At 73.3% G+C, this 12,491-nt stretch carries 11 protein-coding genes and 1 pseudogene; 6 read left to right on the forward strand and 6 right to left on the reverse strand.

The window, feature by feature from the left end; translation table 11 throughout:
* Positions 1-41: 41 nt before the first annotated feature.
* Positions 42-719: a uracil-DNA glycosylase gene (locus ACZ6QO_RS16755; protein WP_465851560.1), complete on the forward strand. Its 678-nt coding sequence runs from the start codon at positions 42-44 to the stop codon at positions 717-719.
* Positions 720-823: 104 nt separating this feature from the next.
* Here ACZ6QO_RS16755 and ACZ6QO_RS16760 read toward each other — a convergent pair whose 3' ends face one another.
* On the reverse strand, positions 824-2,740 hold the full coding sequence (locus tag ACZ6QO_RS16760) for a HAMP domain-containing sensor histidine kinase (RefSeq protein ID WP_465851562.1): 1,917 nt from the start codon (positions 2,738-2,740) through the stop codon (positions 824-826).
* A complete protein-coding gene (locus ACZ6QO_RS16765) occupies positions 2,733-3,449 on the reverse strand; it encodes a response regulator transcription factor (protein WP_465851564.1) in 717 nt (238 codons plus the stop codon). Before ACZ6QO_RS16765 ends, ACZ6QO_RS16760 begins: the two co-directional genes overlap by 8 nt.
* Before the next feature lie 172 nt (positions 3,450-3,621).
* On the opposite strand from ACZ6QO_RS16765, the gene ACZ6QO_RS16770 reads away from it, so the two are divergent.
* Positions 3,622-4,272 (forward strand): hypothetical protein, encoded by a 651-nt coding sequence (locus tag ACZ6QO_RS16770; RefSeq protein WP_465851566.1) that lies wholly within the window; start codon positions 3,622-3,624, stop codon positions 4,270-4,272.
* A gap of 259 nt (positions 4,273-4,531) precedes the next feature.
* Here ACZ6QO_RS16770 and ACZ6QO_RS16775 read toward each other — a convergent pair whose 3' ends face one another.
* The gene (locus ACZ6QO_RS16775; RefSeq protein ID WP_465851567.1) at positions 4,532-5,401 is read right to left on the reverse strand and encodes a LysR family transcriptional regulator; all 870 of its coding nucleotides are present in this window, start codon (positions 5,399-5,401) and stop codon (positions 4,532-4,534) included.
* Between the two features lie 80 nt (positions 5,402-5,481).
* Here ACZ6QO_RS16775 and ACZ6QO_RS16780 point away from each other — a divergent pair, with 80 nt between their 5' ends.
* Positions 5,482-6,702, forward strand: coding sequence for an MFS transporter (locus ACZ6QO_RS16780; RefSeq protein ID WP_465851569.1), 1,221 nt, complete (start codon positions 5,482-5,484; stop codon positions 6,700-6,702).
* Positions 6,703-6,768: 66 nt separating this feature from the next.
* On the opposite strand, the gene pgm is transcribed toward ACZ6QO_RS16780, so the two are convergent.
* From pgm to ACZ6QO_RS16795, 3 genes and pseudogenes are all read right to left on the reverse strand, one after another.
* The gene (gene pgm, locus ACZ6QO_RS16785) at positions 6,769-8,418 is read right to left on the reverse strand and encodes a phosphoglucomutase (alpha-D-glucose-1,6-bisphosphate-dependent) (RefSeq protein WP_465851571.1); all 1,650 of its coding nucleotides are present in this window, start codon (positions 8,416-8,418) and stop codon (positions 6,769-6,771) included.
* 163 nt (positions 8,419-8,581) lie between these two features.
* A complete protein-coding gene (locus tag ACZ6QO_RS16790) occupies positions 8,582-8,995 on the reverse strand; it encodes a redoxin domain-containing protein (protein WP_465851573.1) in 414 nt (137 codons plus the stop codon).
* Between the two features lie 202 nt (positions 8,996-9,197).
* Positions 9,198-9,500: pseudogene (locus ACZ6QO_RS16795) on the reverse strand (winged helix-turn-helix transcriptional regulator); the annotation flags it as partial.
* 64 nt (positions 9,501-9,564) lie between these two features.
* On the opposite strand from ACZ6QO_RS16795, the gene ACZ6QO_RS16800 reads away from it, so the two are divergent.
* The 3 genes from ACZ6QO_RS16800 to ACZ6QO_RS16810 all read left to right on the forward strand — a co-directional run bounded on the left by ACZ6QO_RS16800 (position 9,565) and on the right by ACZ6QO_RS16810 (position 12,479).
* Positions 9,565-10,377, forward strand: a complete 813-nt coding sequence (locus ACZ6QO_RS16800; RefSeq protein ID WP_465851575.1) for an ABC transporter permease — start codon at positions 9,565-9,567, stop codon at positions 10,375-10,377.
* Between the two features lie 3 nt (positions 10,378-10,380).
* Positions 10,381-11,409 carry an ABC transporter ATP-binding protein gene (locus ACZ6QO_RS16805; RefSeq protein ID WP_465851577.1) on the forward strand — a complete coding sequence of 343 codons (1,029 nt, stop codon included), beginning with the start codon at positions 10,381-10,383 and terminating at the stop codon, positions 11,407-11,409.
* A 248-nt stretch (positions 11,410-11,657) separates the two neighbouring features.
* Entirely contained in the window at positions 11,658-12,479 is an 822-nt protein-coding gene (locus ACZ6QO_RS16810) for an ABC transporter permease (RefSeq protein WP_465851578.1), read from the forward strand.
* Positions 12,480-12,491: the final 12 nt, after the last annotated feature.

Below are 12,491 nucleotides of genomic sequence, written 5' to 3' on the forward strand. Positions count from 1 at the left end.
ATGAGCACTCGGCGACTCCCCCGCGCGGCTAAGATCCCCGCATGACCGCTCGTCCATTACACGAAGTCGTCGAGCCCGGCTGGGCCTCCGCCCTTGAGCCGGTCGCCGAGCGCATCTCGGCCCTCGGTGACTTCCTCCGCCAAGAGATCGCCGAGGGCCGGCAGTACCTCCCCGCCGGGCAGAACGTGCTCAGGGCCTTCCAGCAGCCCTTCGACCAGGTGCGGGTGCTGATCGTCGGGCAGGATCCCTACCCGACCCCCGGCCACCCCGTCGGCCTGAGCTTCTCGGTCGCCCCGGACGTGCGCCCGCTTCCGGGCAGCCTGGTCAACATCTTCAAGGAGTACAACGCCGACCTCGGCTACCCGCCACCGTCCAACGGCGACCTCACCCCGTGGACCGAGCAGGGCGTCCTGCTGCTCAACAGGGTGCTCACCGTGGCCCCCGGCAAGCCCGCCTCCCACCGCGGCAAGGGCTGGGAGCAGGTGACCGAGCAGGCCATCAACGCCCTCGTCGCCCGCGGCACGCCGCTCGTCGCCATCCTGTGGGGCCGTGACGCCCGCTCGCTCAAGCCGATGCTCGGCCCGGTGCCGTGCGTGGAGTCCGCGCATCCGAGCCCGCTGTCGGCCCGCAACGGCTTCTTCGGCAGCCGGCCGTTCAGCCGCGCCAACCACCTCCTGGAGCAGCAGGGCGTCGCGCCCGTCGAGTGGAAGCTCCCCTGACGGCCACGCCTCCCCGCGCTCCCGCCCCCTGACCGCCCCGCCCTTCGGCGATCCCGCCGGGCGACCTCCGTCCCGCCCGCCACGGCGGGCGGGGTCCGTCCCGGTCAGCCGCCGGCCGGGAGCCGCAGGGTGAAGACCGAGCCGGCGCCCGGCTCGCTCACGGCGGTGGCCGACCCCCCGTGCGCCTCGGCGAGCTTGCGGACGATCGCGAGCCCGAGCCCGCTGCCGCCCGTGCGCCGGTTGCGCGATCCGTCCGCGCGCCAGAACCGCTCGAACACCCGCGCGAGGTCCTCCGGCGCGATGCCGCACCCGGTGTCGGCGACCTCGATCACCACCTGCCCGTCCTCGTCGCGGGCGCGCAGGCCGACCGTTCCACCGGCGGGGGTGTGCCGCACCGCGTTGGACACCAGGTTGCCGACCGCCTGACGCAGCCGCACCGGGTCGGCCACCAGCGCGGGCTCGCCGTCCACCTCGGCCGACAGCGTGACGCCCGCCGCCCGCGCCGTCTCCCGGTGCATGGTGGCCACCTGTTCCAGCAGCTCGGCCGGCTCGACGGGCTCCTTGTGCAGCGTCAGCTCGCCAGCGTCCGCCTCGGCGAGGTCGCGCAGGTCGTCGATGACGTGCTGGAGCAGCAGGGCCTCCTCCAGCAGCGAGGACACCAGCGCCCCGTCGGGGCGGGCGATGCCGTCCTGGGTGGCCTCCAGCCAGCCGCGGATGTTGCTCAGCGGGGTGCGCAGTTCGTGGGCGACGTCGCTGACCATCGCCTTGCGCAGCTCCTCCAGCCGCTCACGCCGCTCGGACATGGCGTTGAAGGCCGCCGCGAGCGCGCCGATCTCGTCCCCGCCGGTCACCGCGACGCGGGCGGTGACGTCCCCCTGCTCCATGCGCCGCGCCGCGCCGGTCAGCGCGCGCAGCGGCCGGACGAGCCGGACGCCGGCCAGTGCGGTCACGGTCACGGTGGTCAGCAGCACCAGCGCGGCGACCCCGGCGATGCGCGCCTGGTTGGCCGGCGACAGGTCGAAGATCGTCGAAGCGCCGGCGCCGCGGCTGCTGACGAACAGCAGGGCGGTCGGCGCCACGTACGACGCGAGTTGCTCGCGGCGGCTCGCGGCGATGCACCCGGGCACGTACTCGCCCGACACCGGGGCGGCGCCCGCCTCGGCCGCGGCGCGCGCGACCGCCGCCACCCGCGCGGGAGTGATCTCGGGGGCGGGGCCGGGCAGCGGGGTCCAGGTGAAGTCCAGGCCCAGCCGCACCTCCGGCGCCCGGCGCCGGGCCAGGCAGGTGTTGACCAGCTTGGTGAGCCGGCCGAGCGCCGCGGCCTCGGTCGGGGTGGGCCTGTCCAGCGCCTGGCTGCCGCACCGCGTGCCGAGGTCGAGGCCGACGTCGTGAGTCTCCACGCGCGGGCGGCCGCTCGGCCCGTACACGATCTCCGCGGGGGTGCCGAACACCGTGCGCAGACAGCTCACCCGCTGCTCGGCCGCGGCGCGGAGCCGCCGCCGCTCGGCCTCGGGGAGCCGGAACGGCCCGACGGCGCGCGGGTCGATGCGACCCGGCGACGCGCCGGCGGCGAGCGCGGTGTCGACGAGCGCGGTGTCGACGGCGAGCGGCTCGATGACGGCAGCCGGGCGGGCCGGCAGCGTGACCGGGCCGCGGTCGGAGTCCAGGATCGTCCTGCGGTCCTCGGTGGTGAGCGTGATCCGGCGTCCGATGCGCGCCGCCAGCCGGGCCACGTCCGGCCCGGCGCCGTCCCAGGAGGTGTGGCCGGCCGCATAACCGAGCAGCGCGTCGTACACCCGCGCGTCGTCGGCCAGCGCCTGGCCCTGCTCCTGCCTGATCGCGACGCTCGTGCTGCGGACGGTGAGCCAGGCGGTCGCCGCGATCGAGCACAGCGACACCAGCACCGAGACGGCCAGCAGCCGCACGAGCAGGCTCCGCCGCAACGGCACCTCGCGCGCGGCCCGGCCGGCCTCCGGCGGCACGCGGCCGTCTCGCCGGACGATCCGGGGCGCCTCAGGCATCGCCCGGTGACCTCCCGCCCACGGCGGCGAGCTTGTAGCCGACCCCGTAGACGGTGACCAGCCGCACGGGCGCGCGCGGGTTCGGCTCGATCTTCTTGCGCAGGTTCATGACGTGCACGTCGACCGTGCGGGAGGTGATGTAGCGGTCGAACCCGTGCAGGTGGCCGAGGATCTGCTGCCGGGTGAACACCCGGTCCGGCTGGGACGCCATCAGCTCAAGCAGCTGGAACTCCCCGGGAGTGCACTCGACGGGCGCGCCGTCCACGCGCACCTCGTGGCGGGCCGGGTCCACGCTGAGCCCGCCCGCGCGCAGCGGCGCGGCCGGCGGCGGCGCGGCGGCCGCCGCCCGGGTGCGCCGCAGCAGCGTGCGGACCCGGGCCATCAGCTCGCGCGGGCTGTACGGCTTGGTCATGTAGTCGTCGGCGCCGAGGTCCAGGCCGAGGAGCAGGTCGTCCTCGGTGGCGCGGGCGGTCAGCATCAGCACCGGCAGGTCGGACTCGGCGCGCAGCACGCGGCACACGTCGAGCCCGTCCACCTTGGGCATCATGACGTCCAGCACGAGCAGGTCGGGGGCACGGTCGCGGACGGCGTCCAGCGCGGCCCGGCCGTCGTGCACGGCGACGACCTCGTGGCCCTCGTGTTCGAGGTAGCGGCGGACCAGTTCGGCCTGCTTGACGTCGTCCTCCGCTACCACGACATAAGCACACATATCGCCGAGCTTAGGCGAGCCGGACCGTGCCCTTTCCCCACTCCGCCACGGCCCGCCGCCACCTCACGAGATGACCACCGTCTCCTGACATCTTCCTGACATTCGCCCGGCGCCACCGGAAGCTGATCGGTCCCTGACAGGTTCCTCATGACCGGCGTGCAGGGTCTGTCGCATGAAAACCACCACTTCCACCCCGCTCCGCCGCCCGGCCGGGCGCGGCGCGCTCGCCGCGACGGCGCTCGCCGGACTGTGCCTGCTGACCGCCGCCTGCGCGGACGCCTCCGCCGCCACCCGCGACACCCCGTCCGCGGCCCCGGTCGCGGCCTCCCCCGCGAACCCCGCCGCCCCGGCCGCGTCCGCGCCCGCGACGGCCGCGCCCGGTCCCAAGGACATGGACGGCGGGCGGCCCCAGCTCCGCCTCGACAGCACCGAAGAGGAGGTGCACCGATACCGGCAGGCGTACGCGGACTGCCTGAAGGACCACGGAATGCCGCAGAAGAGCGCCGGCAGGTTCACGCCGGCCGACGAGTCCGCCTACCAGGCCGCGCGCAGGGCGTGCCAGAACAAGATCCCGCTGCTGCCGCCGGAGTTCGACCCCGAGCAGAACCCGCACTACGCGGCCTCGGTGCGCGTGCAGGTGAAGTGCATGCAGGACTACGGCTTCAAGGTCCACATCGTCCCGGCCCCCGCCTCCGAGCCGAACGCGATCTCCTGGACCTACGACGAGCTCCCCGGGGACGACGTCGACATCGACAAGATCCAGAACGAGTGCCGCGCGAAGGGCTTCGGCGGCGGCGCGGCCCTCACCCCCGGCCCGGCGTGACCCTTACGTCCGCATGATCCTTCCGGCCGCGCGGCGTCGTTCCGGCCGCGCGGCCGTTCAGGTCAGGTGACCGGTCGCGTCCGGATGACCCTTCCGGCCATGTGACCCCGGCGCGCACCCGGCCCGCGCGCCGGCTCTCGGGCCCTCCGGGGGCAGGGCCTCAGGGGGTGGCACGGTCGATGGCGACGTCGCCGGCCAGACAGCCGGACAGCCGCGACCTTCCGCGTGAGGAGCCGTTGACGGCGGTGGCCGGCGACGATCAGGCGGGATCGGCGCCGATCAGTTCGAGGAAGGCCGTGGCCGCGGGGGACGGCCTGTTGTCCCAGATCAGGTGCTCCACCCGCTCGGGGGCGTCGCGGAGACGGATGACGCGCAGGTCGGGGAAGCGCGGCGCGTACCCGGCCGGCAGCATGCCCACGCCGAGTCCCTGCCGTACCAGGTCGACCATGAAGTCGGCGGACGACACCTCGAAGGGCACCTCGCGCCGCACCCCGGCGGCGGCGAAGGCCTCGTCCGACTGTGCTCGCCCGGCCGCGCCGGCGCGGAAGTCGATGAACGGTTCGTCCGCCAGGCTCCGCAGGTCCGTCTCCTCCTCCGTCAGGTGGTGGTCCGGCGCGACCACGGCGACCAGTTCGCCGCCGCCGAGACTGCGGCTCTGGACACCGTTCGGTTCCTTGCGCGGCGGCAGGCCGAGGAACGCGACGTCGACGGCGCCTCGCCGGACCCGCTCGATCAGATCGTCGCTGCCCGCCGAGGTGAGCGAGATGTGCACCCGGGGATGGCGCCGGCGGTAGTCCCGCAGGACGACCGGCAGGTCGACGGCCGTGACAGTGGGGATGGCGCCGACGGCGAGCCGCCCGCGGATCTCCCCGCTCGCGGCCGCGACCTCGGCCCGCGCGCGGTCCGCGGCCTGAAGGCACTCCCGGGCCGCGCCCAGGAACGCCTCTCCGGCCGGCGTCAGCCGGACGCGCCGGCTGGTCCGCTCGAACAGCCGGGCGCCCAGTTCCCGTTCCAGGCTCGCGATCTGATGGCTGAGCGCCGACTGCACGACCCGGCAGCGTTCGGCGGCCCGGGTGAAGTTGCCGGTCTCCGCGACCGCGACGACGTACCTGAGTTGTTGCAGCTCCATCCATCTATCGTGCAGCACGATAGATCACAATGAAAACTATGTGTTGGACTCATTGATCAGGGTTCACGCACCCTAGGTCCATGACGGAATCGTTGAAGCGCGCGCCCATCGCCACATCGAATGAACGCTCTGGCCCGGCCGCGAGGTCATGGCCGGGGGTCGCCGCGATCACGGCCAGCCTGTTCGTCTTCCTCACCACGGAGTTGATGCCCGTCGGCCTGCTCACCCCGATGAGCCGGAGCCTGGGCATATCGGTGGGCGCCACCGGGCTGATGGTCACTCTGTACGGCGTGTCGGCCGGGCTGGGCGTGCCGTTCATCGTGGCATGGACCAGGCGCGTCGACCGGCGGGTGCTGCTGTCCGCGCTCCTGGTCATATTGGCCCTGGGAAACCTCGTCACCGCCGTCTCACCGAACTATCCGCTGGTCCTGACCGCACGGCTGGCCATGGGATTCGCCAGCGGCGTGTTCTGGGCCATCGGCGTGAGCATGGCGATGCGCCTCGTGCCGGAACACCAGGCGGGCAGGGCGGCCGCCATCGTGATGTCCGGCATCTCGATCGCCGCGGTCGCGGGCATACCGCTCGGCACGGCCCTCGAAAGCCTCACCGACTGGCGGAGCACTTTCCTCATCTGGGCCGGCCTCGGCGCGCTGGCGTTCCTCGCGGTCGTCACCACGGTTCCATCACTGCCGTCCGCGAACGCGGTCTCCGTCCGGGAGGTCTTCGGGCTTCCGCTCAGGAACGTGCCGCTGCGCACGGTCCTGGTCACCGTCGTGCTGTTCGTGCTCGGCCATTTCGGGGCGTACACGTTCGTGCGGCCTTTCCTGGAGGGCGATACATCCACCTCGCCGTTCTTCATCACCGCGGCGCTGATGATCTACGGCGTCGGCGGCGCGGCCGGGAACTTCATAGCCGGGCACACGGTGGGCAAGAGCCCGCGGGGCGGTTTCCTCGCCGGCTGCGCGGGACTCGTGGTGTCCATGCTGTCGCTGCTCACGATCGGTCACGAGCCGACCGGCGCGATCATCTCGCTCGCCCTGTGGGGAGTGTCCTTCGGCGTCGTGCAACTGTGCCAGGTCACCATGACGCAGGCCGCCGCGCCGGACACCTTCGAGGCCGCCATGTCCCTCAACACCATGGCGTACAACACCTCTATCGCGCTCGGCGCGCTTTTCTGCGGGGTGCTCGCCGATCGGCTGGGGGTCACGAGCGTCCTCTGGTTCGGCGTGGCACTGACGGCGGCCTCGCTGCTCCTCACCCTCGGCGCCCGCCCGAGGGCCGCACGCACCAAGGGACGCTGACGGCTCGCCGGCCCCGGCCCCGCCTGATCAGGGAGGGACGGGGCCGGGGCCGGATCGGCGGCCGGGTCAGGAAGCGGTGCGGTCGAGGGTCGCGCCGACCAGGGCGCGGGCCTCGTCCTGGACCTGCGCCAGGTGGGCGGCGCCCTTGAAGGACTCGGCGTAGATCTTGTAGACGTCCTCCGTGCCGGACGGGCGGGCCGCGAACCAGGCGTCGGCCGTGGCCACCTTGATCCCGCCCAGGGCGGCGCCGTTGCCGGGGGCCGTGGTCTGGACGGCGGTCACCGGGGAACCGGCCAGCGTGTCCGCCGGCACGTCCTGCGCCGAAAGCCGGGCGAGCACGGCCTTCTGCTCCCTGGTGGCGGGCGCGTCCACCCGCGCGTAAGCCGGTTCGCCGAACCGCGCGGTCAGGTTTGCGTAGTGCTCGCTCGGCGACCGGCCGGTCACCGCGACGATCTCCGAGGCGAGCAGGGCGAGGATGATGCCGTCCTTGTCGGTGGTCCAGATGGAGCCGTCGCGGCGCAGGAAGGACGCGCCCGCGCTCTCCTCGCCGCCGAACCCGAGGGAGCCGTCGAGCAGCCCGCCGACGAACCACTTGAAGCCGACCGGCACCTCGTACAACTCGCGGCCGAGGTCGGCGACGACCCGGTCGATCATGCCGCTGCTGACCATGGTCTTGCCGACCCGCGCGGCGGCCGGCCATCCGGGACGGTGGCCCCACAGGTAGGAGATGGCGACGGCGAGGTAGTGGTTGGGGTTCATCAGCCCGCCGTCGGGGGTCACGATGCCGTGCCGGTCGGCGTCGGCGTCGTTGCCGGTGGCGATCTGGTAGGCCGAGCGCTTCTCGATCAGGGACGCCATCGCGTACGGGGAGGAGCAGTCCATGCGGATCCTGCCGTCCCAGTCGAGCGTCATGAACCGCCAGGTGGGGTCGACCGCTGGGTTGACCACGGTGAGGTCGAGGCGGTGCCGTTCGGCGATCTCGCCCCAGTACGCGACGCTCGCGCCGCCGAGCGGGTCGGCGCCGATGCGCACCGAAGCGCCGCGGATCGCCTCGACGTCGATCACCGCCGGCAGGTCGTCCACGTAGGCGCCGAGGAAGTCGTACCGCCCGGTCGTCTCGGCCGCCAGGGCCCGCGAGTACGGGACCCGCGCGACCTCCTTCAGCCCGTCGGCGATCAGGGCGTTCGCGCGGTCCTGGATCCAGGAGGTTGCGTCGGTGTCCGCCGGACCGCCGTTCGGCGGGTTGTACTTGTAGCCCCCGTCGGCGGGCGGGTTGTGCGACGGGGTGACCACCACGCCGTCGGCCAGGCCGGCGGTGCGGCCGCGGTTGTAGGTGAGGATCGCGTGCGACACCGCGGGCGTCGGGGTGTAGCCGCCCCGGCTGTCGATCAGGACGGTCACGCCGTTGGCCGCGAAGACCTCCAGGGCCGACACCCGGGCCGGCTCGGAGAGGGCGTGGGTGTCGATGCCGAGGAAGAGCGGCCCGTCGGTGCCCTGCCTGGCGCGATACTCGCAGATGGCCTGGCTGGTGGCCAGGATGTGCTCCTCGTTGAACGCCGTGGCCAGAGACGACCCGCGGTGGCCCGAGGTGCCGAAGGCCACCCGCTGCTCCGGGCGGCCGGGGTCGGGGTGCAGGCTGTAGTACGCCGTCACCAGCCGGGGCACATCGACCAGATCGGAAGCCTGCGCCGGCTGCCCGGCGCGCTCGTGCACCATGAGAACTCCTCGTCTGCGCACTCGTACCCGTCCGATGGGCACTACCCGCGCGGCATCCGGTTCATACGGATTCACCCGGGTGGCGCCCGCGGCCGATGGTACTCACCCAAGGCGAGCCGCCACCTCACCCGCCCGCCCCTCGCGACGCGGCGGACGTACGCGTTCAGGCGTCCTGGACGACCTTCACGGCCATCCGGCCGGCCTCTTCGACGGCGGCCGGGATGTCGAGAACGGGGTAGATGACGTGGCGGATCGCCCGGGAGGCGTCCACGACCAGGACGAGCCGCTTGAGCCGGAGGGTCTGCCCGGCGCGGAACGTCGGAAGCCGTAGCGCGGCGGCGAACTGCGCGTCCATGTCCGACAGCAGCGGGAAGGTCAGCGCCTCGGCGGCGGCGAACGCCGCCTGCTCGTCGGGGCGCTGGGTGCTCACGCCGTGGACGGCGACGCCCTCGGCGGTGAGGGCGGGCTCGGCGTCCCTGAACAGCCGGTTCTCCAGCGTGCAGCCGGCCGCGCCGGGCACCGACCCCCAGGAGGGCGGCAGCGGGGCGGGGACGCCGGTCGCCGGATAGGCGAACACCACCGTCGCCCGCGCGTCCGCGACGACGTCCAGCCGGTCGGCCGCCGAGCCCGGCGGCCTGCCGTCCCGTGGCGGGAGGGTGGCGGGGCAGCGGCAGCGGGGCCGGAACGGTCGTGCCGTGCAGCGCGTGGACGCGCGCGGCCTCGGCGCTGTCGGGGGCGGCGGTCCCGGTGAGGGAGCCGTCGGCCAGCAGCCAGCGGTCGGCCCAGTCCTGCATCGAGATCAGCACCGGGGCCAGCGCCCGGCCCGTGTCGGTCAGCACGTACTCGTGCCGCTCGGGCCCGGTCTGGTAGGGACGCCGGTCGAGCACCTGGTGGTCGACCAGGTGCCTGAGCCGTTCTGCGAGCACCTTGCGCGAGATGCCGAGCTCGGACAGCAGCTCCTCGAAGCGGTGATGCCCGCGCGTGACCTCGCGCACGATCAGCAGGCTCCACCAGTCGCCGATGACCGCGGCGGCCTGCGCGATCGCGCATTGGAGGTCGTGCCCGCGTGGTTCCCGTGCCATGGAGCCACTTTACGCCCTCCGTAAGTCTCTGATAGAAACTCATCAGTCCCTAAAGGAGACTTACATGCTCAGCCCCCCATTCCGCGTCCTTTGGGCCACCTTCGCCCGCACCTGGACGGTCACCAGGCGCGCCTATCCGTGGTCCTACTTCATCGGCACGCTGATGCTCGGCGTCTTCACCGTCGGGCTGGCCTACCTGGGGCTCGCCGCCATCGGCGGCGGCCGGGTGGCCGGCGACTTCGTCGCCACGACCGGCTCGGCCGACTACCTCGGGTACATCACCGTCGGCGCGGCGGCGTTCATGTTCACCACGCACGGCGTCCTGTGGGTGGCCAAGGCGCTCATCCAGGAGCAGCGCGAGGGGACGCTCGGAGCGCTGCTGGTCGCGCCGGCCGCCCGCGTCCCCTATCTGCTCGGCTTCGCCGCGTTCGCCTTCACCGCCATCGCCCTGGAGGTGGCCGTCCTGCTCGCCTGCGCGCTGGCGCTCGGCGTGCGCCCGTCCGCGACCGGCGCGGCCGGCGCGCTGGCGGCGCTGCTCACCCTGTGCGTGGCGGTGTTCGGCATGTCGATGGTGCTGAGCGCCGTGATGATCACCGCCGGCGAGGCGCACATCACGCAGAACACCGTCTTCTTCGCCATCGCCCTGCTGTCCGGCTTCACCTTCCCCCGTGAAGACCTGCCGGCCGCGCTCCAGTGGCTCGGCGAGCCGGTGCCCACCACCGCCGCCATGGACGTCGTGCGGGGTGTCTTCACCAACGGCGCGGGCGTGCCGCCGGACCGGCTCGCCCTCGCCCTCGTCCTCGGCTGCGCCTACGCCGCCGTCGGACTGCTGTGGCTGCCACGCGCCGAGCGGCGCGCGATGGAAAGGAGCTACTGACCGATGATCGAGACCACGGACCTGCGCAAGGAGTTCCGCACCGGCCGCACCGGCGTCCTCCGCCGCGCCCGCCGTGTCCAGAACGCCCGGGGCGCCGTCGGCGCCGGGCCGGCCGTCAAGACGGCGGTGGACGGGCTCACCCTGGCGATCCCGGCGGGCCGGGTGACCGGCCTGCTCGGGCTGAACGGCGCGGGCAAGACCACCACCATCAAGATCCTCGCCACCCTGCTGCGGCAGACCTCCGGCACGGTGCGGGTGGACGGCCTCGACCCGCTCAAGGACCCGAACGCCGTGCGCCGCAGGATCAACCTCATCGCGGGCGGCGAGCGCATGGTCTACGCCCGGATGACCGGCCGGGAGAATCTGTGGTACTTCGGCCAGCTCTACGACGTGCCGCGCGGCGTGCTGCGCACCCGCATCGACGAGTTGCTCGCGCTCGTCGGGCTGACCGGCTCCGCCGACACCATGGTCGAACGCTACTCGCGCGGCATGGCCCAGCGGCTGTCGATCGCCCGCGGGCTGATCAACGACCCCGCCTACCTCCTGCTCGACGAGCCCACCCTGGGCCTGGACGCGCCGATCGCCCGCGACCTGCGCCGCGTGGTCGCCCGGCTCGCCCGTGAGGGCAAGGGCGTGCTGCTCACCTCCCACTACCTGGCCGAGGTGGAGGAACTGTGCGAGCACGTGTACGTGATCGGGGACGGCAGGCACCTGACCGAGGGCAGCCCCGCCGAGCTGACCGCGCGCACCGGCTGCCACCGCCGGGTGCGCGTCACGGTCTCCGGCCACTCCTCTGTGGTGGCGTCCGCGGTGGCGGACTTCGCGGGACGGCTGGGCGCGCCGGCGACCGTCGAGCCGGCCGAGAACGGCGACATGATCGTCTCCGTGAGCCACCCCGACGAGATCGCCGGCCCGCTGACCATGGCGATCGTCGGTGCGGGCGGCACCCTGGCGGGCCTGGAGGTGGCCGAGCCCTCCCTGGAGGACGCCATCCTCGCCCTCAACGACGAGGCCGGGCTGGTCACCGCGTGAACGACGGCCGACCGCAGGAACCCCCGGCGCGGGACGCCCACAGGCCGCGCCGGACCGCCGCGCGCGACACCCCCGGACCGTCGCCGGCCGCATCGCGCGACGCGCTCAGGCCGCACGAGGTGCTGATGTACGGGATGGGGCCGGCCCCGCGGCCCGGCGGCGAGCCGTACGCTCCGCACCGTGGCGCCCGGCCCGGCGACGGGACGCCGGCCCGCCGGCCGTACGGCCCCGGAGAAGGGCCCCGTCCGGTGAGGCACGCGGCGAAGGTGTTCGCCGCCGAGGCGCTCAAGCAGCACCGCCGCGTCTTCGGCAGCAAGCTCGTCGTGTTCTCGATGCTGATCTGGCCGCTGATGCAGCTCGCGGCGACGTACTACACGATGCGCCCGCTCGCGGCCACACCCGGGATCGCCGAGCGCTGGCCGCTCGCCGCCGACCCCGAGCGGCTGCTGACGTTCCTGGCCACCGGCACGCTCGGGTTCGCGTTCTTCTTCTCGCTGGTCCAGTCGGCGTGGCACTTCTCGTTCGAGCGTATGACCGGCACGCTGGAGCTGCTGTTCCTGTCCCCCGCCAACCGTCTGGCGATCGTCGTGGCCAACGGGTTCGGCGCGCTGGTGCAGAACGTCTGGCTGTTCACCTGCTTCATGGCGGCGATGTTCACCGTGCTCGACGTGGTCCACGTGGCCCATCCGGCGATGTACGCCGTCGTCTTCCTGGCCCTGCTGGTGCCCGCCGTCGCCTGGGGCGCGTTCCTCAACGCGCTGCTGATCTTCTCCAGGGACTCGGCGTTCCTCTACACGCTGCTCGACGACCCGATGTGGTTCGCCGCCGGAGTGCGGCTGCCGCTGTTCGCCATGCCGGGATGGATACGGGCGATCGGCTCGGTGCTCCCGCTCACCGGCAGCCTGGTCGTGGTCAGGGGCGCGCTGCTGGACGGGCGGACCCTGGCGGGGCTGGCCCCCGACCTGCTGGCCCTGGCCGCGCTGTCGGCGCTGCTGATGCTGGCCGCCGTCGCGGCGCTGCGCCTCGGCGAGGCCAACGCCCAGCGCACCGGCCGCCTCAAACTATTCTGATCGTCCCGTGAC

It is taken from the genome of Sphaerisporangium sp. NPDC049457, from assembly GCF_055586705.1.

Coding starts and splice junctions, on each gene's coding strand:
- ACZ6QO_RS16775 (WP_465851567.1), bottom strand. CDS start 5,401: ATGGAGCTGCAACAACTCAGGTACGTCGTCGCGGTCGCGGAGACCGGC.
- ACZ6QO_RS16760 (WP_465851562.1), bottom strand. CDS start 2,740: ATGCCTGAGGCGCCCCGGATCGTCCGGCGAGACGGCCGCGTGCCGCCG.
- ACZ6QO_RS16800 (WP_465851575.1), top strand. CDS start 9,565: ATGCTCAGCCCCCCATTCCGCGTCCTTTGGGCCACCTTCGCCCGCACC.
- ACZ6QO_RS16770 (WP_465851566.1), top strand. CDS start 3,622: ATGAAAACCACCACTTCCACCCCGCTCCGCCGCCCGGCCGGGCGCGGC.
- ACZ6QO_RS16755 (WP_465851560.1), top strand. CDS start 42: ATGACCGCTCGTCCATTACACGAAGTCGTCGAGCCCGGCTGGGCCTCC.
- ACZ6QO_RS16780 (WP_465851569.1), top strand. CDS start 5,482: ATGACGGAATCGTTGAAGCGCGCGCCCATCGCCACATCGAATGAACGC.
- pgm (WP_465851571.1), bottom strand. CDS start 8,418: ATGGTGCACGAGCGCGCCGGGCAGCCGGCGCAGGCTTCCGATCTGGTC.
- ACZ6QO_RS16765 (WP_465851564.1), bottom strand. CDS start 3,449: ATGTGTGCTTATGTCGTGGTAGCGGAGGACGACGTCAAGCAGGCCGAA.
- ACZ6QO_RS16805 (WP_465851577.1), top strand. CDS start 10,381: ATGATCGAGACCACGGACCTGCGCAAGGAGTTCCGCACCGGCCGCACC.